Origin of the sequence: Sphingobium yanoikuyae, from assembly GCF_013001025.1 — a bacterium.
Taxonomy (GTDB): Bacteria; Pseudomonadota; Alphaproteobacteria; order Sphingomonadales; family Sphingomonadaceae; genus Sphingobium; species Sphingobium yanoikuyae_A.
The window spans coordinates 5,024,389-5,048,561 of sequence record NZ_CP053021.1; the positions used below are offsets into that span (position 1 = coordinate 5,024,389).

Annotated in this window: 25 protein-coding genes; 12 read left to right on the top strand and 13 right to left on the bottom strand. The window is 60.9% G+C overall.

What is annotated here, in order from left to right:
• Positions 1-65 precede the first annotated feature (65 nt).
• Positions 66-509 (top strand): pyridoxamine 5'-phosphate oxidase family protein, encoded by a 444-nt coding sequence (locus HH800_RS24250; protein WP_161731146.1) that lies wholly within the window; start codon positions 66-68, stop codon positions 507-509.
• Positions 509-706, top strand: a complete 198-nt coding sequence (locus HH800_RS24255; protein ID WP_137405533.1) for a hypothetical protein — start codon at positions 509-511, stop codon at positions 704-706. The genes HH800_RS24250 and HH800_RS24255 overlap by 1 nt, the downstream gene beginning before the upstream one ends.
• A gap of 48 nt (positions 707-754) precedes the next feature.
• Here the strand turns inward: HH800_RS24255 and HH800_RS24260 are convergent, their stop codons facing one another.
• A complete protein-coding gene (locus HH800_RS24260) occupies positions 755-2,596 on the bottom strand; it encodes a glycoside hydrolase family 15 protein (protein WP_235681963.1) in 1,842 nt (613 codons plus the stop codon).
• A gap of 161 nt (positions 2,597-2,757) precedes the next feature.
• On the opposite strand from HH800_RS24260, the gene HH800_RS24265 reads away from it, so the two are divergent.
• Entirely contained in the window at positions 2,758-3,651 is an 894-nt protein-coding gene (locus HH800_RS24265; RefSeq protein ID WP_169862912.1) for an SDR family oxidoreductase, read from the top strand.
• 107 nt (positions 3,652-3,758) lie between these two features.
• Here the strand turns inward: HH800_RS24265 and HH800_RS24270 are convergent, their stop codons facing one another.
• On the bottom strand, positions 3,759-4,193 hold the full coding sequence (locus HH800_RS24270) for a DUF3597 domain-containing protein (RefSeq protein ID WP_169863430.1): 435 nt from the start codon (positions 4,191-4,193) through the stop codon (positions 3,759-3,761).
• 125 nt (positions 4,194-4,318) lie between these two features.
• Between HH800_RS24270 and HH800_RS24275 the strand changes: the two genes are divergently transcribed.
• Positions 4,319-4,891 carry a DUF4142 domain-containing protein gene (locus HH800_RS24275; protein ID WP_169862914.1) on the top strand — a complete coding sequence of 191 codons (573 nt, stop codon included), beginning with the start codon at positions 4,319-4,321 and terminating at the stop codon, positions 4,889-4,891.
• Positions 4,892-5,133: 242 nt separating this feature from the next.
• Here the strand turns inward: HH800_RS24275 and HH800_RS29175 are convergent, their stop codons facing one another.
• Genes HH800_RS29175 through HH800_RS24305 form a run of 5 tightly spaced genes read right to left on the bottom strand, consistent with a single transcriptional unit; the run spans position 5,134 to position 8,549 of the window.
• Positions 5,134-5,769: a response regulator gene (locus HH800_RS29175; RefSeq protein ID WP_235681964.1), complete on the bottom strand. Its 636-nt coding sequence runs from the start codon at positions 5,767-5,769 to the stop codon at positions 5,134-5,136.
• Positions 5,770-5,797: 28 nt separating this feature from the next.
• Positions 5,798-5,980: a hypothetical protein gene (locus HH800_RS24290; RefSeq protein WP_169862916.1), complete on the bottom strand. Its 183-nt coding sequence runs from the start codon at positions 5,978-5,980 to the stop codon at positions 5,798-5,800.
• A gap of 9 nt (positions 5,981-5,989) precedes the next feature.
• Positions 5,990-6,772, bottom strand: coding sequence for an SDR family NAD(P)-dependent oxidoreductase (locus HH800_RS24295; RefSeq protein WP_169862918.1), 783 nt, complete (start codon positions 6,770-6,772; stop codon positions 5,990-5,992).
• Between the two features lie 11 nt (positions 6,773-6,783).
• Complete coding sequence (locus tag HH800_RS24300; RefSeq protein ID WP_169862919.1) at positions 6,784-7,974, bottom strand: zinc-dependent alcohol dehydrogenase; 1,191 nt, start codon at positions 7,972-7,974, stop codon at positions 6,784-6,786.
• The gene (locus HH800_RS24305) at positions 7,974-8,549 is read right to left on the bottom strand and encodes an SRPBCC family protein (protein WP_169862921.1); all 576 of its coding nucleotides are present in this window, start codon (positions 8,547-8,549) and stop codon (positions 7,974-7,976) included. Before HH800_RS24305 ends, HH800_RS24300 begins: the two co-directional genes overlap by 1 nt.
• Before the next feature lie 295 nt (positions 8,550-8,844).
• Between HH800_RS24305 and HH800_RS24310 the strand changes: the two genes are divergently transcribed.
• The 5 genes from HH800_RS24310 to tnpC all read left to right on the top strand — a co-directional run bounded on the left by HH800_RS24310 (position 8,845) and on the right by tnpC (position 12,882).
• Positions 8,845-9,495 (top strand): DUF6766 family protein, encoded by a 651-nt coding sequence (locus tag HH800_RS24310; RefSeq protein ID WP_235681965.1) that lies wholly within the window; start codon positions 8,845-8,847, stop codon positions 9,493-9,495.
• Positions 9,496-9,607: 112 nt separating this feature from the next.
• Complete coding sequence (locus HH800_RS24315) at positions 9,608-10,120, top strand: hemerythrin domain-containing protein (protein WP_169862925.1); 513 nt, start codon at positions 9,608-9,610, stop codon at positions 10,118-10,120.
• A 275-nt stretch (positions 10,121-10,395) separates the two neighbouring features.
• Positions 10,396-10,857: an IS66-like element accessory protein TnpA gene (gene tnpA, locus HH800_RS24320; protein WP_084491345.1), complete on the top strand. Its 462-nt coding sequence runs from the start codon at positions 10,396-10,398 to the stop codon at positions 10,855-10,857.
• Positions 10,854-11,207: an IS66 family insertion sequence element accessory protein TnpB gene (gene tnpB / locus HH800_RS24325; protein WP_010336289.1), complete on the top strand. Its 354-nt coding sequence runs from the start codon at positions 10,854-10,856 to the stop codon at positions 11,205-11,207. The genes tnpA and tnpB overlap by 4 nt, the downstream gene beginning before the upstream one ends.
• A gap of 154 nt (positions 11,208-11,361) precedes the next feature.
• Positions 11,362-12,882, top strand: a complete 1,521-nt coding sequence (tnpC, locus tag HH800_RS24330; protein WP_169863432.1) for an IS66 family transposase — start codon at positions 11,362-11,364, stop codon at positions 12,880-12,882.
• Between the two features lie 223 nt (positions 12,883-13,105).
• Here the strand turns inward: tnpC and HH800_RS24335 are convergent, their stop codons facing one another.
• From HH800_RS24335 to HH800_RS24360, 6 genes are all read right to left on the bottom strand, one after another.
• A complete protein-coding gene (locus HH800_RS24335; protein ID WP_052076527.1) occupies positions 13,106-13,663 on the bottom strand; it encodes a PRC-barrel domain-containing protein in 558 nt (185 codons plus the stop codon).
• A gap of 540 nt (positions 13,664-14,203) precedes the next feature.
• Positions 14,204-15,187, bottom strand: a complete 984-nt coding sequence (locus HH800_RS24340) for a sensor histidine kinase (protein WP_235681966.1) — start codon at positions 15,185-15,187, stop codon at positions 14,204-14,206.
• A gap of 341 nt (positions 15,188-15,528) precedes the next feature.
• Positions 15,529-16,056, bottom strand: coding sequence for an exodeoxyribonuclease III (locus HH800_RS24345; RefSeq protein ID WP_419248217.1), 528 nt, complete (start codon positions 16,054-16,056; stop codon positions 15,529-15,531).
• Between the two features lie 63 nt (positions 16,057-16,119).
• Complete coding sequence (istB, locus tag HH800_RS24350; RefSeq protein WP_069338825.1) at positions 16,120-16,926, bottom strand: IS21-like element helper ATPase IstB; 807 nt, start codon at positions 16,924-16,926, stop codon at positions 16,120-16,122.
• Positions 16,916-18,439 (bottom strand): IS21 family transposase, encoded by a 1,524-nt coding sequence (gene istA, locus HH800_RS24355; RefSeq protein ID WP_086485527.1) that lies wholly within the window; start codon positions 18,437-18,439, stop codon positions 16,916-16,918. Before istA ends, istB begins: the two co-directional genes overlap by 11 nt.
• An 89-nt stretch (positions 18,440-18,528) precedes the next feature.
• Positions 18,529-20,586 (bottom strand): TonB-dependent receptor, encoded by a 2,058-nt coding sequence (locus tag HH800_RS24360; protein WP_169862927.1) that lies wholly within the window; start codon positions 20,584-20,586, stop codon positions 18,529-18,531.
• A 287-nt stretch (positions 20,587-20,873) separates the two neighbouring features.
• Between HH800_RS24360 and HH800_RS24365 the strand changes: the two genes are divergently transcribed.
• From HH800_RS24365 to HH800_RS24375, 3 genes are read left to right on the top strand one after another with little or no spacing between them, the layout of a single operon-like run.
• A complete protein-coding gene (locus HH800_RS24365; protein ID WP_169862929.1) occupies positions 20,874-22,193 on the top strand; it encodes an MFS transporter in 1,320 nt (439 codons plus the stop codon).
• A 24-nt stretch (positions 22,194-22,217) separates the two neighbouring features.
• The gene (locus tag HH800_RS24370; RefSeq protein ID WP_169862931.1) at positions 22,218-23,339 is read left to right on the top strand and encodes an LLM class flavin-dependent oxidoreductase; all 1,122 of its coding nucleotides are present in this window, start codon (positions 22,218-22,220) and stop codon (positions 23,337-23,339) included.
• Positions 23,340-23,350: 11 nt separating this feature from the next.
• Positions 23,351-24,127, top strand: a complete 777-nt coding sequence (locus HH800_RS24375; RefSeq protein WP_169862933.1) for an alpha/beta fold hydrolase — start codon at positions 23,351-23,353, stop codon at positions 24,125-24,127.
• Positions 24,128-24,173 lie beyond the last annotated feature (46 nt).

Below are 24,173 nucleotides of genomic sequence, written 5' to 3' on the forward strand. Positions count from 1 at the left end.
TCGCCGTGGGGTGGCTCGTTGTTTCTGCTCGTGCGTTGATGCCGTAACAATGGGAGTAGACAGTCATGTCCATGTCGCTTGAAGACCTGTCGCGCAAGATGAAGGAGATCGATTTCGCGATGCTTGCTACCCATACGGGTGGCGGCGCGATCGGATCGCGTCCGATGAGCAACAACCGCGAGGTCGATTATGACGGTAGCGCCTGGTTTTTCACGGAGGAAACCACGCTCATGGTGTCCGATATCAAGGCCGATCCCGCAGTAAATCTAAGCTATCAGGGTAAATCGGGCTTGTTGGGACAACGTCCCTTCTTTCTGGCGGTGGAAGGGACCGCCATGCTCATCCGCGACAAGGCCCAGTTCGAAGCGCATTGGACGAAAGGCCTGGAACGGTGGTGGCCGCAGGGCACGCAGACGCCTGGCCTTGTCTTGATCCGGGTGATCGGCGAGCGCGCGCATTATTGGGATGGCGAGGAGGAAGGCGAGCTATTGCTGGAGGACGCTCACTGATGGCGTCAGATGAGAAGCCCTCGCCGCGCCGGCTCGCAAAGGCCGGCGCATTCATTTGCGGCGTCATCATCGCCCTGTTCATCATCATATTCGTCGCGAGGAATGTCTGGCATGGCGAGGAACTTGAGCAGGATCAGGCCACCGGCAACAACGTCGCGACCGAGCATACTGGCCCATCCTATAATCAGCAGCCTTGAACGGCGCGGGTTTCAGCGGAGCCTGGAAGCTGGGCCATGTTCGGGAGCCTAGCCTCTGCGAGCCTGCAGCGACATGAGAGCCTGAATGATCGCAAGATGGGTCAGTCCTTGCGGCATGTTGCCGAGATAGCGCCCGGACGCAGGGTCGATCATTTCAGGATATACGCCAGCAGTGGGCGCCAGCCCTCCAATGGCTTCGGTAAATGCCCTGGACGCCGCTTCAGGCTGATCCAGCAGAATTTTGGCTTCGACCATCCAGAAGGTGCAGGCGAGGAAGCAGCCTTCTTCCTTGTCGGCTCCGGAATAGCGATAATGATAGGGTCCACAGCCGAGCTCTCGATCAATCGCTTCGACCGTTCGACGCAGGCGATCCCGTCCATCGAACCCAAAGCGCACGGCAAGGGTGAGGGACGCATCGAGGCGATCGGTGCCCGGATAGAAGCTATAGGCGCCCAAGCTCTCGGACCAGCAATGCTCCGTTATCCAGGCCTCGATCCTGTCCCGTTCGCGTGACCAGCGATCGCGGCAGGTCGTCGGCAATTGTCCTGCGTCGGCCAGTTCAACGGCGCGAGCCAGGGCCTGCCAGCAACTGATTTTCGACATGGTATAATGCTGTTCTTCGGCAAGCTCCCAGATGCCGCTATCCTTCTGGCGCCAGATGTCCGCACATTGGTCGGCGAGATGGGCCAATATCTCTGCGCTGCGCGCGTCCAGGATATTGCCATGGTCTACGAAGCATGCCGCAGTCTCGAAGATATCGCCATATATCCCATGCTGCCGCTGATCCGTGGCGCGGTTTCCAGCAACAACCGGCTCTGAACGGTCATAGCCAGGCAGATCGACTGTCCGGACGTCTGAAGCTGCGCCGCCCCAGATCGAATAGCAGACGCGCGGCCCCACTTCCTCGATTTGCTTAAGCAACCAGGTCAGAGCAGCCTTCGCCTCCGCCTGGGCACCAACGCGCAGGAAGGCGTTGATGGTATAGCCTGCGTCGCGGACCCAGGCGAAGCGGTAGTCGTAATTTTTCGACCCGCCAATCCGTTCAGGAAGAGAGGTGGTCGCCGCCGCTGCGATCGCTCCACTGGGTGAAAAGAGCAGGAGTTTGAGCAGGGCACTTCTGACCAATGCCTCTCGATATGGTCCGTCACATTGGACCGTCTGCGCCCATGTGCGCCATTCGCCATCCGAGCCATCTATCCGGGCGTCTATTTCGTCAAGCGAAGGCGCCACCAGCGGCTCGTCCTCGCCCGCCACGATCGCGAGCAGTTCGCTCTGACCCGCCTCGATCGTCAAACTCGCAGTCGCACCACTATCGCCCAGATGCTCGACGATCACGCTCGATCCCCGCAGAAAGAGGCCCAGCACGCCGCCGACATGGAAGACATCATGGCCTCCGACATTCTGCATGTAGGGGGAGGCAGTCCCGGCCCGATGCCCGAGCCTCAACGCGATGTCGAAATGTACCGAGCCTTCCAGCCCCTCGATACGCCGCGCCAATTCGCACCAGGGCAAGCGTCCCGCAGAACCGCTGTTGAGTGATTCGACCATTCGCGCCTTACCGCCAGCGGTCGTGAATATGGTCTCGAGCACATTACTCTCGGAACGATATGCCCGCTCGACCTCGAACGCTTCACGAGGCGTGATAGCGAAATATCCGCCCTCCTGCGGGTCAAGCAAACGATCGAACAGGGGCGGAGAATCGAGATTGGGGACACACCACCAGTCGAGGGACCCATCGCTACCGCTCAGGGCCACCGTCCGGCCATCGCCCAGGGCCGCATAATGTTCGAGATGAAGATAGTCTTCCGTGTCGCGCCGGGGGCGTGCACTGTCGAGCCGGATTATGTTGATAACGACATTCCTTTGAGCTGATTTCAGGCGAGAATGCACGAGAGGCGACCTGTTTTCCTGATCCAGATCAGAGCTTTGAATAAGATCGCCATCCCGCTGAGCCGGTGTGGAACTGGATGGCTCTGCGGCCGTATTTTGCCGTGTCGCCTAGAACGGCAAACTGGACTGTCGTCCATCATCCCCATCAGCAAGGAGCGAACATGGCAGAGCGTCTCACCATGCAGGACCCGCGCGCACAATATCCCAAGCCCCCGTTTCCAGAGCAGCCGCAGCCGGTTCCCGGCATCGCCGCGGATATGGATCCCAGGCCTGATCACGGGGAGGAAAGCTATGCCGGCTCGGGTAAGCTCGAGGGCCGCAAGGCGCTGGTCACTGGCGGCGACAGCGGCATCGGCAGAGCGGCAGCGATAGCCTATGCACGCGAGGGCGCCGATGTCGCCATCTCCTATCTTCCAAGCGAAGAGGAAGACGCAAAGGCGGTCATCGCCCTGATCGAGGCAGAGGGGCGAAAGGCGGTCGCGCTGCCTGGCGACATCACGGACGAGAACTGGTGCCGCAAGCTCGTCGATGAGGCGGTAAATGGCCTTGGCGGGCTCGACATTCTTGTTATCAACGCTGGCCGCCAGCAATTTCGCGATGACGTGGAAGCCGTGAGCTCGGAAGATTTCGACCGCACGCTCAAGACCAATCTCTACGCCATGCACTGGATCACACAGGCCGCCGTGCCCCATCTTCCCGCCGGCGCGTCGGTAATCACCACCGCCTCCGTCCAGGCCTATGAGCCATCGGCCATATTGCTCGATTATGCCACGACCAAGGCGGGCATCGTCGCCTATACCAAAGCGCTGGCCAAACAGCTGATCGAAAAGGGCATCCGGGCAAATGTCGTTGCCCCCGGTCCATTCTGGACGGTCCTGCAATCCAGTGGCGGTCAGCCGCAGGACAAGGTCACCAAGTTCGGTGAGCAGAGCCAGTTCGGCCGTCCCGGTCAGCCGGTCGAGATCGCGCCCGTCTATGTGCTGTTGGCCTCGCAGGAGGGCAGCTATATCACCGGTGAAGTCTATGGCGTGACCGGCGGCGCAGGGATCGCCTGACGCAAGGATGGCCCCGCGTCACCGCGGGGCCACCGTCCCAACAGATATGATTCTGACAGGAAAACGCCGCGCCGCCACCTCAAGAAGGAGCGGCACGGCCAGAGGCCTTAGTCGCGCAGGCTATCGGGAACCACGCCGCCATTTTCCGCGAGTTTCGTCATCACCGCCTTGTGCAGCGCGATATTCTGCTCTGCGCTGCCGTCAGCGCCCTCATGAACAGCCAGTTCGTCGGCCAGCGCCTTGCGCGCCGCAAGGCTGGAATCGATATCGAGCAGTTTCAGCAGATCGACGATCGAACTTTGATAATTTCCCCCGCCTCCCTTGGCGTCGGCCATGGCCGAAAGGACCGCGCCAACATCGACCTGCGGCAGCGAGGCTGCCTCAGGTGACGCGGTGGCCGTGGCGGGCGACGCAGGAGGCGTAGTGGCCGGCGGGGGCGGGCTTGCTGCCTGGACATTCGGGGCGGGTGCAGGGGTGCCATTGCCTGCCTTCTGGTCGTCACGACCAAAAATCTTGTCTCTGATCTTGCTGAAGATGCCCATGTGCCTGTCCTCCATGTGATGGCTCAATCATCACCAAACGGCGGGTGGCAAAGAAGGCTCCCATCGGAACGAGCCTGGACGCGGTGGGTTGACGTTCCGAGAGATGATGATCCGGGAGACAATCGATGAAGATGCAGTTCGCGACGGTGGCGATATCATTGGCAGCGCTGGCACTTGGCGGATGCGGCAAGAAGGTCGATACGACGTCCAACAACGCCGCGGCGGCGCCGATGAACAGCGTCAGCGCCAGCGAACCGGCGCCCGTTGCGGAGAGCGCAGGCCAGATGTTCGCCAATGCTGCAGCGGCGAGCGATACATTCGAAATCGAAAGCTCGAGATTGGCGCAAGCAAACAGCCAGTCGGCGTCCGTCAAGAAATTCGCGGAGTCGATGATCAAGGCGCATACCGATTCAACGGCAAAGCTCGGCCAGGCTGCGAGCGCTGCGTCGCCAGCCATCGTGCCCAAGCCGCTCCTGTCCAGCGCGCAGCAACAGTCGCTCGACGCGCTCAAGGGCAAGAAAGGGGCCGACTTCGATGCCACCTATATCGAAGCGCAGACCAGGGGACATCAGGAGACGCTCGACACGCTTAAAGAATATTCGGCCAGTGGCGAGGTTCCCTCATTGAAGGACTTCGCGGCCAAGCTTGTTCCCATCGTGACAGCCCATCTCAACATGGCGAAGGGCCTCAAGTCCTGAGCGAAGGTTCCCTTTTTCAGAAACTCTGCGAGTACGGACGGGCCATGGCGGTGATCGCCAATGACCCGGCTCCCTGCCCCTTCGATCTTGCATGAGGCAGATCGAAGGGGCTTTTGGCCCTGCCAGCAAATGCCGCGTCGAGGATATCGCGCGTTCCTCCTCATACCGGCCTGGACTAAAGGCACCCAACGCGCAACGCTGCGACGCCTTAATATTCTCACATCAAGAGCGACGGGCCCATCTCAGGCGGCCGCATCGCGGAGGATGCGAGATAATTCCTCTACCGAATAGGGTTTATGGAGAAGCGGAAATCCGTGCCCGCTATCTTCGGCCAGGGCATGGCTATAGCCGCTGGTGAGCACCACCGTCTTGTCGGGCCAGCGGGCCCGGATTTCCTTGCCCAGCTCGACGCCATTCATCCCCGGCATGACGACATCAGAGAATATGATATCGACATCGTCGTGATCCATTTCCAAAATGGCGATCGCCTCGAGCGCATTGGCTGCCCGCTGGGCGCCTTCGCTCCCTGCCAGCCGCTCGCCTTCGACGCCGACGAGCTTGATTGCGAAGCCACGGATCAATGAGACGCTGTCAGGCAATATGTCGCCAGCACCGGTGGATATTCTTATCAGAGCATCATAGCTGTTCGGCTCGGCAAAAACGCCCTGCGCATAATGAGGCGGCAATCCTTCAAGCACGCGAACGCGCGCCTGAAGGAGGGCATGGCTCTTGGCATGGACGCCGCGAAACCCGTGGCCCAGATCACGATATGTGGTCTCGATGATCTGGCGGAAAGTGTCCGCCAGTTCGGCATTTACGTCCGCCTCATCCTGGTCAATCCGTTCGACGTCGGGCGTATAGGGGATCGGGCTGCTCATCGGGCCTCCGGCGTTCGTTTGAAACATCTCAATCCGGGCGCGCGCTATCGCGATCCCCGGCCGGATAATCCTCGGGTTTTACCGTGCCGACATTCGGCCGGTCTTCCACCTTTTCGGAGGGCTTTCCCTTAGGCCGATCATCCTCAGCCTCATGGCCTGGACGCGCATCGCCGAGCGGGCCTCGCGCTACCTTGCGGGCATCTTCGGACATCTCAGCCTCCTATTGCGCACTGCCGGGCTCAGCCATCTTGCGATGCTGCTCAGCCAAAATGGATTGAGGGACGATACCCGCGGCCGCGACCTGCAGCTTGTTCGAGAAGCCCGAAACGACATGTCCCTTTCCGGCCAGGAGCGCGTCCCAGCCATCCTTTGCAACCTTGGCCGGATCGGCCTTGTTATCGTCGGCACCAACCGATGTGTCGGCGCCCAGGCCAGCGCGGTCGAAAAATTCCGTGTCGGTCACGCCGGGCATCAGCGTCGTCAGCGTGACGCCCTTATGATCCTTCAGTTCATTGCGCAGCGCTTCGGTGAAATTGTCGATGAAAGCCTTGGTGCCGTTGTAGACCGCGTTAAAGCTGCCCGGAATGAAACCGGCGATCGAGCCGGTGACCAGGATCTTTCCCGAATCGCGCGCCACCATCTGGCCGAGCACCTTGTGAAGAAGGTAGATGGTGCCGGTGATGTTGGTGTCGATGACATGGCGCCAATCGAACAGTTGCTGGTCGAGAAACGCATGTCCCAGGCCATGCCCCGCATTGGCGCAGAGCAAGTCCACCTGTCGCCCGTCGGCGTGATCGAGCAACTGATCGACACCCTGGACGGTCGAAAGATCGACCTCCAGCGTATCGACCGCGACGCCCAAACTTGCGAGTCCAGCCGAGGCATCGGCAAAGGGCGTGTCGGCAACGAGGAGGAGATCATAGCCATCTGCGGCCGCCAGTTTTGCCAATTCAGCGCCGATCCCGCTCGACGCGCCGGTGATGATTGCGAATTTATCGGCCATATCTTTTCTCCTCACGCCGCGACGCGATCAAGGCCGGGCTTCAGCACGATCTTGGTCACTTCATTCTGTTGCTCGTGGAACATCTTGTAGCCCTTGGGAGCATCCTCCAGCCCCATGCGGTGCGAGATGAGGAAGGTCGTATCGATCTTCCCTTCGACGATCGCGTTCAGAAGCGCGGGCATATAATGCTGGACGCTGGTCTGGCCGGTCTTGAGCGTCAGCCCCTTCTCCATGAAGGCGCCCAGTGGGAATTTATCGACAAAGCCGCCATAAACTGCCGGCATGGAGACGCGTCCACCTTTGCGGCAGGCATGGATTGCCTGTCGGATCGAATGGGTTCTGTCGGTGCCAAGGAACATCGACGCCTTGATCTGATCGACTACATTGTCAAGGAAGAAGCCGTGCGCTTCGAGGCCAACGGCGTCGATGACTGCGTCGGGACCGATGCCGCCAGTCATCTCCATCAGCGCCTCATAGGTCTTCGATTTTTCATAATTGATGGTTTCCGCGCCGAAGCGCTTCGCCAGCTCAAGGCGATGAGGAAAATGGTCGATCGCGACCACCCGCTGCGCGCCCATCAGGAAGGCGGACTGAACCGCGAAAAGGCCGACCGGTCCGCAGCCCCAGACCGCGACGGTGTCGCCCGGCTCGATGTCTGCAAATTCGGCCGCCTGCCAGCCGGTGGGGAGAATATCCGAGAGGAAAAGGACCTGGTCATCCTCCAGCCCATCGGGAACGACGATCGGCCCGACGTCGGAAAATGGAACCCGGACATATTCGGCCTGCCCCCCGGCATAGCCGCCGGTAAGATGGCTGTAGCCGAACAGTCCGGACATTGGCTGGCCATACATTTCCTGGCCGATATCCTGATTGTCGGCGGGATTGCCGTTATCGCAGGCGGAATATTGGTGCTTGCCGCAATGGTAGCAGCTCCCGCAGGCGATGGTGAAAGGCACCACGACCCGCTGCCCCTTCTTCAACGTCGATTTTGCGCCGGTTTCGACCACCTCGCCCATGAACTCATGACCAAGGATATCGCCCGCTTTCATGGTCGGGATGTAGCCATCGTAAAGGTGCAGGTCCGAACCGCATATGGCGGTCGAACTGATCTTGATGATGGCGTCGCGCGGATTGAGGATTTCAGGGTCGTCGACGGTATCGACGCGGACATCATGCTTGCCGTGCCAGGTGAGCGCGCGCATCAGTTCTTCTCCTCGGCGAATTGCTGCGAAGTGCGGGCGGCAGTGGCGACCTCGCCGGTTTCCATGAGCTGCTTGAAGCGCCGCAGATCGCGCCGCGCCTGGATGGCCGGTTCGCGCTGGAACATCTTGGCGACGATCTTGCCGATGAACCCGGCGGGCGGATCATAGGCAATGGTGGCCGTGACGATGGTGCCGCGTTCGCCTGCGTCGCGAAATTCGATCCGACCGCTATTGGGGACGTCAGCGCCTTCGACCGAAGCCCAGGCGATCAGCTCACCGTCTATCTCTTCGGTGATCACGGCATCCCATTCGACGGTCTTTCCCGCCGGCGCCTTCACCACCCAGTGGGAACGTTCAGCGGCAATAATGTCCACGCGCTCCACATTGTCCATGAAGCTGGGCAGCTGGGTGAAGTCGCGCCAGTAGGCAAAGAGTTCGGCGCGAGGTCGGTTGATGGTCACGGACTTGCCGATGAGGCTTTCACGGCCCGCACCCTTGATGTCGGTTGCGGCCTCTTTCTTCTGTTCGCTCGACTTGGCAGTGGCCGCAGGGGCATCGTCTGTCGCTCGGCTCATGGGCATAGCTCCTTGGGCAAGAGAAAATCGGCTGCGCCAGCAGGGAAGGGCGCATCAAAGGCGAGCCCTGATCTCGCCGCTACTCAACGCCATTGCCGCAGTAATGGACCCATAAGCGCCGGCATAAATCTTATTGATGGAGATCAGTGTCGGTGCCGCAGCAGGCGCCGGGTGCCGCCATAAATGGCTGCGCGAGGCTCTTCAGGCGTGCATGCCCTGCTTCCTGCCGCTGGAACGGACGATAGCTGAAGCCGTTAGCTTGGGCATCCTCCACTAGTCGGACTGGAAGATGGTCATGCTGCGGAACAACGGACTGACGCTCGTCCTGCTGTTGTTTTTTGCGGCGACTATTATCGGACAATGGATCGCGGGCTGGCATGTTCAGGTCGAAGACGCCCACCGCCATGGTGAACAGGCGCTTTCGCTCATCGCCTATAGCTTCAGCCCCGAATTTCTCTCCAGTGTCTTTGAAAATTGGGAGAGCGAGTTCCTGCAGATGTCAGCCTATGTGGTGCTGACCGCTTTCCTCATCCAGCGCGGTTCGGCGGAGTCCAAGGATCCGGACGGCCCGCCGCGCGACGCAGACCTCGATCTCCAGGCCAGCAAGCCCGGTGCACCGAAAATCCTGCGATGGGGACCAATCTGGCGCGCGCTCTATGCGCAATCGCTCGGTTTGGCCCTCGCGTCTCTCTTCCTTGCTTCGTTCGTCATCCACTGGACACAAAGCGCCAGGGTCGCGGCGCAAGATGCTGTAGCACATGGTGAAAAGCCACTCACAACGATAGCCTATCTTGGCGATCCTCAGCTTTGGTTTGAATCCTTTCAGAACTGGCAAAGCGAGTTTCTCTCGACTGCAGTTCTGGTGCTTCTATCCATTTTCCTTCGCCAACGGGAATCGCCGGAATCCAAGGCCGTGGCAGCACCTCATGACCAGACTGGCGAGTAAACATATGTGGATGGCTCATACTCGCGAACCACTTCCTTTTTGCGAGTCGTTAGCGAGGAACCATAGCTGGTGCTGACAACTTCATTGGCGATCACCCAATAGGAGAATTAGGATGGCTGAGCCGCAATTCACCGATGCGATCGCGCTGCTGAAGGCCGACCATCGCAAGGTCGAGGATCTGTTCGAGAAATTCGAGGCTGCGAAATCCGCAGACCGCAAGCAGGCGCTGGCGCATGAGATTTGTGTCGAGCTCAAAATCCACACGCTCCTCGAGGAAGAAATCTTCTATCCCGCCTTTCGCGGGTTGATCGAGGATGACACACTCGACGAAGCCTATGTCGAACATGATGGCGCCAAGGTGCTGATTAACGACATAGTGGCCGGCTCGCCCGGCGACGCCTTCTATGACGCTAAGGTCAAGGTGCTTTCGGAAGAAATCAAGCATCATGTCCATGAGGAGGAAATGCCGTCTGAGGGCATGTTCGCTCAATGCCGGAAAACTGACGTTGATCTTGTGGCACTCCGCGACACGATGGCCGCACGCAAGAAGGAATTGCTTGCGAAGGCAAAGACAAACGGGCTGCCCGCCGCGAAGCCGACGGCTGTGAAACTGCTCGCAGCCTGACCCGTGCCAGTAAAAGGGAATGGGCTGGCGCCTGAAAACGGCGGCGGCTCATTTCTTGCGACCACTAACCGACAGAATCCTCCACCGCAGTGGCCATCCTCTCTAAGTCGCAAGGCTTGGCCGGAAGCTAATCGCCGTCCGGTAAGGTCCTTGCAGGGGCCAGCTACCTCTTGAAGTGAGGGCTAGCGACACTTCGCCGTAAGCGGTCAAAATCCCCCACATTCTCATGATTTTGCGATTTGGTAGGTGTTGAGCCTTGCATTTGCGAGGTGGTGATGAGTGGTGATTTCGAAACCAGTTTCGAAACTGAAAGGGGTGGGAGGGCAGGCAAGGCCGAGCGTCTTGACGTCATTCCCTTGTCGAATGGCAACCGTGGGTGGACGCCTGCGGCGAAGGCGCGGATCATCGAGGAGAGTTTCAAGCAGGGCGCGAATGTGGCCGAGGTAGCCCGGCGTCATGGCATGCTCCCGCAACAGCTTTATAACTGGCGAGGGCGTTTCCGGGAACGGGCCGAGGGGATGGGCTTTGTTCCCGCGGTGATCGAAAGCCCGCCGGCACCTCCCGTACCGTCGCCATCTTCTGGGCCACCGGCGCCTGCAGTGTCATCGTTGCCCGCGAGTTCGAGGAGTGGCGGTGAGATTATTATCGAGACCCGCGGGCTGTCGATCCGCATCCCGTCCGACGTGGATGCCGACCATATCGAGCGGGTGCTCCTGGCCGCGCAGGTGAACACATGATCATTCCGCCCGGACCGTTGAAGGTGCTTGTCGCGACGCAGCCTGTGGACTTCAGGAAGGGTATGGCGGGCCTCGCCTCACTGGTTCAGCAGGAACTGCGTCTCGACCCATTCTCAGGCATGCTTTTTGTCTTCCGGGCACGCCGGGCGGACAGGATGAAGCTCCTGCTGTGGGACGGCACCGGGCTCGTACTGGTGACGAAGCGGTTGCAGGATGGGAAGTTCCGCTGGCCCCGCCCGGGAGACGGAGTGATGAAGCTGTCGGCGGCCCAGGCTTCCGCGCTGTTCGAGGGGCTGGACTGGTCGCGCATGCACGTGCCGCGGGTGCCAAAGCCACTTCATGCGCAGTAGATCGCACGCCTGATTCTACCTGACGCAAGGCTGTTCCCAGACGTGGGGAACTGGCTAGAATGCGGGCGTGGTGGCGCATCCCGACCCCCCTGTCGAGACCGGCCCGGAGGCTGGATATGACGAGCTTCCTGACAATGTGGAGCAGCTCAAGGCGATGGTGCTGGCCGAGCGCGCTCGCGCGGCACGGCTCGAACATATCCTCAAGCTGATCAACCGCTCGACCTTCGGCAAGCGTTCGGAAAAGCTGCCGGCCGATCAACTAGCCTTGACGCTGGAAGACCAGAACGTCGCGCTTGGTGAAGCCGATGGCTTGCAGGACAAGGCGGCCGAGGAGGCGGGACGTTACGGCCTCAGGCCGCGTCGCCGGCGGGCTCCAGATGCCGAACGCGCATCGCTGCCGGCCCATCTGCCGCGCTTCGAGACGGTGATCGAGCCCAAAAACCTAGAATGCGCCTGTGGCGGGACGCTGCACAAGATCGGCGAGGACCGTTCCGAACGGCTCGACATCATCCCGGCCCAGCATCGCGTGATGGTGACGATCCGCCCCCGCTATGCCTGCCGCTGCTGCAGCGACGGCGTTCGCCAAGCGTCGGCCCCGGCGCATGTAGTGCCGGGCGGCTTGCCGACCGAAGCGCTGATCGCCGATGTTCTGATCAACAAATATTGCGATCACCTGCCGCTCTATCGGCAATCGAAGATCTTCGCCCGGCAAGGCATCGAGATCAGCCGCGCCACTATGGCGAACTGGGTTGGTCGTGGCATCGCTGCGCTGATGCCCATCACCGACAGGATGCGCGCCGATGCGCTTGCCCGTCTGTTCGTCGACGAAACCACGGTCAAGGTGCTGGCGCCGGGAACGGGCAAGACGAAAACCGGCTATATGTGGGTCATAGTGTGCGACGATCGCGCTCATGGCGGCGTCGATCCGCCTCTGGCGCTATACACATATATGCCGGGACGCGGAAAAATGTGGGCCAAGCAGTTGCTCGGGTCATACCAGGGCATCCTGCAGGTTGATGCCTGGCAGGCCTATGACCAGTTCGGCAAGGACGATGGCGCCGACGCCGGCGTCACCAAGTCCTACTGCTGGGCTCATCTGCGGCGCGGGTTCGTCGATGCAGGCAGCGATGCTCCGGTCGCGCAGGACGCCTTGCAGCGCATTGCCGAGATCTATGGCATCGAAAAGGAAATCCGTGGGCGCACGGCCGAAGAACGCCTCGCTGTCAGGCAGGAGCGGACCCGTCCGCTGGTCGACAAGCTCCATGCCTGGTTCGCCGCCACCGCACCGCGCATGATGGCCGGATCGGCAACGAGCGATGCGATGAAATATGCGCTCAAGCGCTGGGCGGGCTTCACCCGGTTCCTCGATGACGGCAGGATCGAGATCGATAATAACGCCGCCGAACGGGCTATCAGGCCGGTGACTCTCCAAAGAAAAAATGCACTCTTCACCGGCCACCAGCTCGGTGCAGAAAACTGGGCGGCGATCTCCTCGCTGGTCGAAACCTGCAAGATGCTGGACATCAACCCCTACGCCTATCTCTGCGATGTCCTTACCCGGATCATCACCCGCGCGGATACCGATCCGATCGACGATCTGTTGCCCTACTGCTGGACCGATGCCAACGCCGCGCAAACCTCGTTCGAACTGAGCAGCATCGCAAGCGCCGCCTGATCGTTCAAATTACAGCCCCGTTCTCAAGGCCACGTGGGGGATTTTTACCGCTTACACTTCGCCGCACGCGCTTGCAGATGGTGCTGGCGAGTTCCGGATCGTCCTGGGAACTGGCGAGAGGATATTCTACAGCAACAATGCTCCCTTTCTCATGTCGAGGCAGCTATCTGGGCTCTGACATTTTGGCAAAGACAGGGCGATTTCGTGAAGGCTGCGAAAAACCTCATCTGCTCCGCCTCTCGTTAAAATCCGCCAGTGCTGCGGGCCACTCTCCCTCGACTAGAGGCGCCAGGCTATCGAACCATGCGCGTGGGCGCAGCAGCGTCAGCCGATCACTGGCAAAGTTCAGGTCTGCCCAGTCCAAAGCGCGAAGTTCTTCATCCACGCCTCCCCAACCGCCAGATGCGATGACGACGTAACTTACCCTGCCGCTCTTGCAGGTCACGAGGGCCTCAACGGCTTTTCCGATCGGCTCGCCTTCAGCATCAACGACCGGCATGCCAGCGACGCTCGTCGCGGTAAAAAGACTCGGATAGAGGGAGCGCTGGCTTGCCTGGGCGGCGGATTTGCCGCCATCTTCATATGCGCGCTGCTTGCCAAGCCAGCGCCAGACGCCGATGAGATTGACGAGGGTTAGAAATCCGTTGGTGGCCAGCAGGTTTGCCTGTCCCGAAGAGAATCCCACTATCGACCAGGCGATCGATCCCAGGGTGAAGACCCCGAAACCCCAGCCGGTGACACGTGCGCCCAGATTGGCTGCGGTCATCATGGCCGCAATCATGGTGGCAGCAGGGGCAATCCAACCGGCGAGGTCTTCCAACTCGGGTAGCTCCATGATCAAAAGGTCAGAAGCGACTAATGCGAAGCGCTCTTGCTGGTGCCGGATCGAAGGCAGATTTCTCGGGTTGCCCTTTGCGCGCGTACGGCAACAGCGCTTTAGCCCGAGCAAACGGGAAGCCAGCCTCCTAAGATTCTGTTGGGGCAGGGGGCCTTTAGTGATGGTCGCGATCAAAATGCCGGACCACCAGTGACGGGGCGCCTAGTTTGCTGTTCCTGGCGCGCGATGACCCGAGCTATATGTCGGGTAGGTCCTGCACCCCAATGGTAGCCATCGTGAACGGATAATTGCCCACGCTTGGCGGTCGAACACATTTAGGCTGGCACCGCTGAAACGGAGTATGTCGACGACCGGTTCGCCTGATCCACGCTTGTGAAAAAACCATCGATGGAAGCGAGGACGTTCTGAACCGCCGAAGCGTCAAAGCGCATCGACGTGCTCAAGGCGAAGCTCGGTCTCGACTGAGCGCTTACGGTTCGTCTGTCAGCGAGTCAGATGGTCACGTGCGAGGCAAATGGTCACGACCCGTTCGCCGTCCCGCCATGCCTGTTCGATAGTGCCACCAAGTCCACGCATGGCTGCGCGCATCAGCTCTGTCCCGAAACCCTGATCGCCATTGTCGAAAGTGCCACCGCGTTCTCGCCAGGCGATGGTGACGTTTCCTTGCGTCATTGAGATATCAACCTGGAGCAGGCCGTCGGAATTGGAGAGCGCGCCATATTTGACGGCATTGGTGGCGAGTTCGTGCATGAGCAGCGCTAGTGACGTTGACGCGCCCGCGCCCACAGGCGCGTCGCACTGCGCGACGGTGATCTGACCCTCGTCGCGATAGGGCTCCAGGACTGCTCCAATCAGCTCGCTCAGCGCGGCACCGGAGCGTTCTTCGCCTGGAAGTCCGAGGACGAGTTGCTGCGCTGCGCCGAGCGCGATGATCCGGCTGCTCAGGTTATCGGCGAAGTCATCCACATCGTCGGCCCGTCGTCGGCCAACGCTGACCAGCCCCTGCACGATCGAGAGCAGGTTCTTGATGCGGTGATGCATCTCGCGGACCAGGAGCCGCTGGTCCTCGGCATGACGCAGCCGCTCGCCGATATCGCGCGCGATTTTAGACGCGCCGATAATCTCGCCTTCGGCGTTGCGCACCGGCGAAATGGTGACCTCGATATGGACGGGTTCGCCATCACTGCGGCGGCGCACCGTTTCGAACCGATCGACGCGTTCGCCGGCCCGCAGCTTGCCGATAATCTCGGCTTCTTCGTGGAGCCGGTCCTCAGGGATGATGAGCGTGATGGGCTGGCCGATGGCCTCGGCGGCGGAGAACCCGAACAGCTTCTCGGCTCCCGCATTCCAGCTGGTGATGACGCCGTCGAGCGTTTTGCTGAGGATCGCGTCGCCGGAATTGTCGACCACCGAGGAAAGCCACAAACCGGCGTCGAATTTGGGATCGTACATCGTCGAATGGCTCATGTCCCCTCATTCCCGGAATGCCCAGTGGCCATTTGAAAGTCTCGTTGTGACGGCCCACGTACAGAGTCGCAGTGGCGAGCGTCGCGGGGACATTAAAAATTTCGGCGGATGACATCAACGCCTTCTGGCTGCTGATGTCGCGGTGCGCTAGCCATCCTGCTTGCTGCGCTTGCTTGTATGGGCGCCGAAGCGGCCTTTCGTGATCGTCCGATTTTCCCTCTAGCCGACTTGCGAGATCGTGCTCGCGAACGACTGCTTTGACCCAGGAGCCGCCTACCGATTTCGGCCGACAATATTGTGAAGCCCGGTCTTGCAGTAATGGCGCGGTCCTGAATGGGGCATCAGGACCTTGGGGTACGGCGTCGAGCCTTGTTGTCGGAGAGCTCGACCCACACCGGCGCATGATCGCTCGACTTCTCCCAGCCCCGGACGTGAGTGTCGACCTGGGCATCGATGAGCCGGTCGCGCAGCAGTGGACTGAGCAACAGATGATCGATGCGCAGGCCCGCATTTCGGCCATAAGCGTTTCGGAAATAATCCCAAAAAGTGTAGATCGTCTCATCCGGATGGATAGTGCGAAGGGCATCCGTCCAGCCTTGATCGAGGAGCCGGAAGAATGCCGCCCGGACTTCGGGCGCGAACAAGGCGTCGTCGAGCCAGCGTTCGGGTTTGTAGACATCGCGCTCGGTCGGCATGACGTTGAAATCGCCGAGCATGATCACCGGAGCGCCCGATCGTAACAGCGCCGCCGCATGATCGATCAGCCGATCGAACCAACGCAGCTTGTAATCGAACTTCGGTCCGGGGCGCGGATTTCCGTTCGGCAGATAGAGGCCGGCGATCAGCACGCCGTTGACCGCCGCCTCCATATAGTGTTGATTTCCACTGAGAAGTGACCCGGGTTTTCCATCGAGAAGTGACCCGTCTGCGGATTATGTTTCGGGTGTCATGGGTGGGTCAACCCGTGGTTTTCTCCTTTGGGTTCTGGCCTGCTTGGCAGAGCTGTTTTTGAAGCGGAAGCTATCGTTGCCGGTCTCCAGGATGTGGCAGTGATGGGTAAGCCGATCGAGAAGCGCCGTGGTCATTTTGGCGTCGCCGAACACGGTGGCCCATTCGCTGAAGCTCAGGTTTGTGGTGATGATGACGCTGGTGCGCTCGTAGAGTTTGCTCAGTAGATGGAAGAGCAGCGCGCCACCTGAAGCACTGAACGGCAGATATCCAAGCTCATCCAGGATAACGAGATCGGAGTGCAGGAGGCGATTGGCGATCTGACCGGCCTTGCCCTGTGCTTTTTCCTGCTCGAGCGCATTGACCAGTTCGACCGTCGAGAAGAAGCGGACGCGCTTTCGATGATGTTCGATGGCCTGGATGCCCAGCGCCGTTGCCACATGGCTCTTGCCGGTGCCAGGACCGCCGACCAGCACGATATTGTCGGCGATGTCGATGAAGTCGCAGCGATGCAACTGACGCACTAGAGCTTCATTGACCTCGCTACTGGTAAAGTCGAAGCCGGCCAGATCGCGATAGACAGGGAAGCGCGCGATCTTGAGCTGATAGGCCACAGACCGAACCTCCCGTTCTGCTGTCTCGGCTTTGAGCAACTGGGAGAGGATCGGGATGGCGGCTTCGAAGGCTGGAGATCCCTGTTCCATGAGATCGGTGACGGCCTGCGCCATGCCATGCATCTTGAGGCTGCGGAGCATGACGACGATGGCGCCGCTGGCAGGGTCATGACGCATGACGCTTCTCCTTGCGCAGATCATCATAGCGTTCGACATTGGCCATCGGCTCGCTGACCAGTTTGAGCGCCTGGGGCGCCGTCACCGGCGGCGTGGAGATCGGTTTTCCGTCGACCAGCCTATAGAGCAGATTGAGGATATGGGTCTTGGTCGGAACGCCAGCCTCCAGCGCCATGGTGACCGCCGTCAGCACCAGTTGCTCATCATGATGAAGAACCAGCGCCAGTATTTCGACCATTTCCCTGTCGCCGCCGGGATTGCGCAACAGATGTCGCTGCAGACGCTGGAACGCATCGGGTAGCTCAAGGAAGGGCGCTCCGTTGCGCAGGGCGCCGGGTTTGCGCTGCACGACCGCCAGATAATGGCGCCAGTCATAAACCGTATGACCTGGACCGTCGTGAGAGCGGTTGATGATGCGCTGATGTGCGCAGATTGGCTGCCCCTCGGCGACGACCTGGAAGCGATCAGGATAGACGCGCAGGCTGACAGTGCGATTGGCGAAAGAGGCCGGTACGCTGTAGCGATTGCGCTCAAAGTGGATGAGGCAGGTCGGCGATACCCGTTTGCGATATTCCACAAAACCATCGAAGGGCCTGCCCGCAACCATCAGACACTCAGATTCATCGGCCCAGGCATTGGCAACCGACCCGGGTTCGATCCCGTGAGAGATGTCCTCCCATAACGCCTTGCAGCGCTCCTCCAGCCACAGGTTCAGCGCATCAAGGCTCTCGGCCTGCGGCGTGGGTTGCCACAGACGGTGCCGCGCATCCTGGACATTCTTCTCGACCTGCCCCTTTTCCCATCCCGCAGCCGGGTTACAGAACTCGGCTTCGAACAGATAGTGGCTGACCATCGTCAGAAAGCGTGCGTTGACGGTGCGTTCCTTGCCACGCCCGACCTTGTCGACGGCCGTGCGCATATTGTCATAGATACCCCGGCGCGGCACGCCGCCCAGCACGCGGAAGGCGTGATTATGGGCGTCGAACAGCATCTCATGGGTTTGCAGAAGGTAGGCGCGCACGATGAATGCCCGGCTGTAACTGAGCTTGAAGTGCGCGACCTGCAGCTTGGTCCGAACCCCGGCAATGATTGCCCAGTCCTCACTCCAATCAAACTGGAAAGCTTCCCCCGGCGCGAACGACAGGGGCACGAATGTCCCACGCCCGCCAATCTGTTGCTGGCGCCGATAATCTTCGCGCCAGTCCCGAGCAAAAGCGGCAACCCGGTTGTAGGATCCTTCATAACCCAGGCTCACCAGATCGGCGTGAAACTGCTTGATCGTGCGCTTCTGCTTGCGCGATCGGCCCATCTCGCGCCGCAGCCAGGCCGCCAGATGCTCAGCAAATGGATCCAGTTTGCTTGGTCGATCAGGCACCTTGAATCGCGGATCGATCGTCTCGGACCGCAAATATTTGCGGATCGTGTTGCGTGATAGTCCGGTGCGCCGCGCTATCTCCCGGATCGGTAGATGATCGCGAAAATGCCAGCGCCGGATAACGCTCAATAACGCCATGTCCAACACTCCATATACCCTCGCTTGCCAAAGCCAGGGACGAGTTCAACATGGGTCAATTCTTAGTGGAAATTTACGCCCTACCCGGGTCACTTCTCAGTGGAAATCAACACGCTCAGGTCACCAGCCAGCGGCATTTCATATTCGGCGGACGCCGATGCCGACCATTTCGGCGACAGCGGCACCCGATCGCCCTTGTTGCCGATGGTGCCTGCAGACACGACGTCAGCCGGGAGGTCCTCTTCCAGCTTGGAGTCGACATAGGTCACATTGCCCATCAGGCTGAGCCCGGTCACCGGCTTGATCGTGGTATTGAACTCGACGCCGTTGGACGAGGTCTTGCCGGCATTGATGGTATAGGCAAAGGCGCCGGGCGCGCTGGCCGAGAGCTGCTGGTTCTTCCAGTCGACATGATAGCCGGTCAGGTCGAAGAAGATGGCGCGATCGAGCAGATAGCCCTTCACGCCGATTTCGTAGCTCCACAGGCTGTCCGGATTATAGGTGCCGGGAAAGACGACGCCGGCTTCCTGCGCAAGCGAGGTGGCGGTGTTGACGCCGCCCAGGCGGAAGCCCGATGCCGCGCGGGCGTAGAGGCTGATATCGTTCGTCGCCTGCCACAACAGCGCGGCATTATAGCTGGTCTTGCTGTTGCTGCCCTTGCTGTCGCCGGTGACACTGGGCGTCGTCACATTGCCGAAAACGAAGTCCGGGAACACGGTCTGCAGGTTGGTGACGACGTCATGGATGTCGGCGGAGAAATAGCGCAGGCCCAGCGTCGCGGTCAGCGTGTCGACGATCTTGTAGTCGGCCTGGCCGTAGAAGGCATATTGGTCGATCACGCGCCTGTTGTTGGTGCCGAATTCATAGACGCTGTTGCCGCGGCCGGGGTTGGCGAAGCCATTGTCGTGGCAGTCGTCATAGCTGAAGCAGACGGGAATCCCGTCGGGCGCCTGAATGGCGTTGGTCTGGTACAGGCTGTTGCTATGCTCATAATAGGCGCCGGCCACGATCTGAAGCGGGCCGCCGAACTTGGACGAGAAGCGCAGTTCCGCGTTATAGTCCTTGAACCACATGCGCGGCACGAAGCTGAGCGGGGCGTTGACGCCGAAATTGATGTTGGTCGGCGTCGAATCCTTGGCGTTCAGCACCTGCTGGTTGCTGTAGCTGCCATTGGCGATGATCGAGCCAAAGCCCAGATCATAGTCGGCCGTCAGCGAATAGAGGTCGTAATTGTCCGAATAGAGTTCGACCGTTGGCGAAGTGTTGAGATAGGGGCCATTGGCTTCCTGGAACGCCTGACTGCCATCGACATCGATCTGCTGATGGGTTGCCGATGCGAGCAGCGAGAAATCCTCGCTGGGCTTGAACAGCATCTGGCCACGCACGCCGCGAACGAACTGGTCATTGTTGTTCGTGCGCATCCGGCCCTTGATCGTCTGGTCGATGTAGCCGCCGCCGATCTCCGTCCAGCCGGTGACCCGAATGCCGAGCACATCCTTGACGATCGGTGCGTTGATCGTGACGCTCGCTTCACCATAGGTGTTGCCGCTCTTGACGCTGGCGCCGACGATCTCGGCCGATCCGCCCCATGTGTCGAGGTCCGGCTTGCGGGTGATGACGCGCAGGGTGCCGCTCATCGAACTGGTGCCGAACAGCGTCCCCTGCGGTCCCTTCAGCACCTCGACATGGTCGATGTCATGGAGGCGGATGCCGGGTTTGCCATCGCCCAGAATGTTGCCGCCGACACCGCCCAGAACGGCGGATTCATCGAGATAGAGGGCGGTCGTGGCGCCGACATTGGAATCGATGCCGCGCAGCACGATCTTGGTCTGGGCCGCGCCGAAGCTCTGGATGTTCACGGAAGGGTCGAGATTGCGCAGATCCGCGATGCTGGTGACGTGATTGCGTTCCAGCGTTTCACCCGAAAAGGCGGAGATCGCGAGCGGCGTATCCTTGATCGACATGTCGGCACGGCGCGTCCCGGTGACGATGATCTCGCCCCCGGCGGCGGCATTTGCCGAAGTCGGACTGGAAACGACGTCTTGCGCATGTGCGGAGATCGAAATGGCGAGCGCAGGCAAGGCGATCGACGTCAGGGCGACGCCGTTCGCAGCGCGGCGCAGGTGCCCGCGAAGAAACTGACTCATGTTTAACCCTTTGCGTTCTGGAAACTCCTCCATCGTCCCTGCTGCTGAACATGCACGTCGCCTTGTGGCGATCTGGTGCTACCGCTCGCGAGTCGTGAAGCGCTCGAAAGTCGATGTTATGGTGTGATTGTCATACAAAGTTTTTGGCTTTGCAAGCGGGAAACTTTGGCCTGTTTTCCGTGGCGTGAAAGATTTTGACAAAATGAATCAAGGGACTTGCCAACAGCCTGCAAACTCGATTGTCTGATTGTATGACAAGTTCATATGCCGATTCTGCGCCCCCTCTCATGGGCCAATCCGAAACGTCTTGGCCAGAGCGCACGGCTGCCAACTGGGCGCTGCTGCTGCTGTTGCTCGCCTACATGCTGTCCTTCATCGATCGTATCATTCTCTCGATCCTGATCCGGCCGATTTCGGCCGATCTGCATTTGAGCGACATGCAGTTCGCGCTGGTCGGGGGCGTGGCATTTTCGCTCTTCTATGTCAGCGTCGGCCTGCCGATCGGCTGGCTGGCGGACAGGATGCCCCGCCGCCTGATCGTGGCGGCCGGCATTGCACTGTGGAGCCTGTGTACCGTGGCGTCCGGACTGGCCAGCAGCTTTGGCTGGCTGTTCCTGGCGCGCGTCGGCGTGGGCATTGGCGAGGCGGCCTTGTCACCGGCGGCCTATTCGCTGATCGCGGATTATTTCCCTCCCGCCAAGCGGGGGCGTGCGGTTGCCATTTACACATTGGGCGTGTCCCTCGGGTCGAGCGTGGCCTATTTGCTGGGCGGGTTGCTGATCGGCTTCACCGCCACGCATGGCGCGGTCGAACTGCCGCTGTTCGGTGCATTGGCGCCATGGCGCTTCGTGTTCGTGGCGGTGGGCGTGCCGGGGCTGTTCATGGCTCTATTGACGTTGACCATGCGCGAACCCGCAAGGCGCAGCATGCCGGGCGGCGCAATTGAGGAGGGGATCGGCTTCCTGGCCTTTCTGAAGGCCCGCCGCAGCGTCTCCCTCGCCTATATATTGGGCTATAGCTTCATCAACCTGCCCTTTGCCGGCTTCATCCTGTGGGGACCGGCGCTGTTCGACCGGTTGCACGGCATGGGCCCCCGCGAGTTGAGCCTGCCGCTGGCGCTGATCTTCCTGGTGCCCACGACCCTGGGGCAGTGGTTCGGCGCGCTGGTCACGGATCGCGCGCTGGCCAGGGGGCATGGCGATGCTGCGTTCCGCACCGGGGCTGCCTGTGCGCTGCTGCTGGTGCCGGTGGCGATCGCGATGCCGCTGTTGACCAATGCCACCGCTGCGCTGATCGCGCTGGCGCTACTGGTCTTTCAGGTCTGCGCCTCGGTCGGCCATCATGCGGTGGTGGCCGCGTCGGTGGCGCCGAACCGGCTGCGGGGCCTCTATATCGCGCTGTTCTTCTTTGTTCAGAATGTGATGGGGCAGGCGATCATCGCCCTGATCACCGCATTCCTGACCGACCATATATTCGGCAATCCCGCCAGTATCGGGCGGTCGATGGCCATTGTCGGCGGCATCGGTGCGGCTGGCGGCTTCGTCGCCCTGCTGGCCGGACGCGGCGCGCTGCGCCAGGCCTCGCCGGCGGTTTCTCAGCATCCATAATCTTCACAAAGACCGGGGAAGCATATGAAGTTTGGTTTCTTCAACCTGATGCCGTGGCCGCACTATCCCGAGCCGCCGCGCGTCTATCCCACGCCCAACAAGGATTATGATCCGGTTGTCGGGCAACAGCTCTATCATGACTATATCGACCTGCTGGTCCATGCGGAGGCCTGCGGATTCGACTGGGTGGCGTGCAACGAGCATCATTTCAGCCCCTATGGCACCATGGCCAACTGCAACCTGATCGGATCGATCCTAGCGCGCGAGACCAAGACGATCGGCCTGGCCATGGTTGGCAACCTGCTGCCGCTGTCCAACCCGATCCGGGTGGCAGAGGAATATGCGATGATTGACGTGATGAGCGGCGGTCGCCTGATCGCCGGCTTCATGCGCGGCGTACCGCACGAATATATCGCCTATAATTCGCCGCCGGGGGAATCGCGCTCGCGCCAGAAGGAAGCGGCCGAACTGATCATGAAATGCTGGTCGGAGCCCGAGCCGTTCGGCTGGGAAGGCGAGCATTTCCAGTTCCGCTCCATTTCGATCTGGCCGCGCCCGATCCAGCAGCCGCCGCGCGTGCTGATGTCGGCGAGCAACGAGGAATCGGCGGTCTTCGCCGCGCAGAGCCGGGCGATCATGGCGATGGGTCTGATTTCCGACATGAAGCTGGCGCGCGCCAATGTCGACATCTATCGCCAGACCGCGAACGAGGCGGGCTGGGATCCGGCGGACGACCAGGTCCTGATGGGGGCCAGCACCTGCATCTGCGAGACCGACGAGGAAGCGCATGAGGTGTTCGCCCGCGCGCTCGACTATTTCCACGGTACGCTGATGAAGCCGACCTATGACGCGCTGAAGCTGGTGTTGCAGGCGGGCTATTTCAACAAGCAGAAGGCCGGCGCCAGCTATGACAGCCGGCTGGACAAGGTTGCCGCCAAGAAGACCATCCAGGAGATGATCGACGCCGGTTCGATCTTCTGCGGCAGCCCCAAGAGCGTCGTCGAGCAGATCAAGCGCTTCAAGTCCGAACTGGGCTGTGGCGGCATCAATATGAGCATGCAGATCGGCAACCTGCCGGTCGCGACGGTGCGCAAGGGCATGGACCTGTTCCGTGACCAGGTGCTGCCGCAGGTCCGCGATCTGTAAGGGGGAATGTCATGAGCTACGAAACCAAGACTGCGACCCTTGCCAAGGGTGCCCTGACCTATCTGGTGGCGGGCGAGGGGGAGCCCTTGCTGGTCCTTCACACGTCGGGCGGGCCGTTGTGGACGCCGCTGATCGAGAAGCTGGCGACGACGCGGCGCATCTTCATGCCGGTGCTGCCAGGCTTTGGCGGGACGGCGATGCTGGATAGTGTGGCAAGCGTCACCGATCTGGCCGATCTGGCCGCCGACTTCATTACGACGGAGATCGGTGCGGACCCGGTGGACCTCTTCGGTGGCTCCTTCGGCGGCCGGGTCGCGCTCTATCTGGCGGTGCGTCACCCCGACCGCGTAACTGACGTGGTGCTGGAAGCGCCGGCTGGGGTTGCGGTGGGCGCCGACCCGGCAGCGCAGGATCCGCAGGCCGCCCGGACCGGCCTGTTCGCCTATCCCGACAAGGCCAGGCATCTGGCGCCGACACCGGAGATCGCCCAGGGCAACAGCGCGGCCTTCCGCGCCTATGGCGGGCCGGTGCTGGTCGACGAGGAACTGGTGGCGTTGCTGCCCGGCATCGCGGCGCCGGTGCTGGTGATCATGGGCACGCTGGACCGGGTGACGCCGCCGCAAGCGGGGCATTATCTCGCCACCACCCTGCCCAATGGCAAGCTGACCTATGTCTATGATGCCGCCCATGCGGTGCAGGTGGACCAGGCCGAGGCGATGTTCCGCGTCACCCGGCATTTCCTCGACAAGGGGGCGGCCTTCATCGTCGCCAGCCGGGAATATTGTTGAGCTTCCGAAGCGTCTGACAAGGGCATTCGGGTCGCAGGGAGGGGGA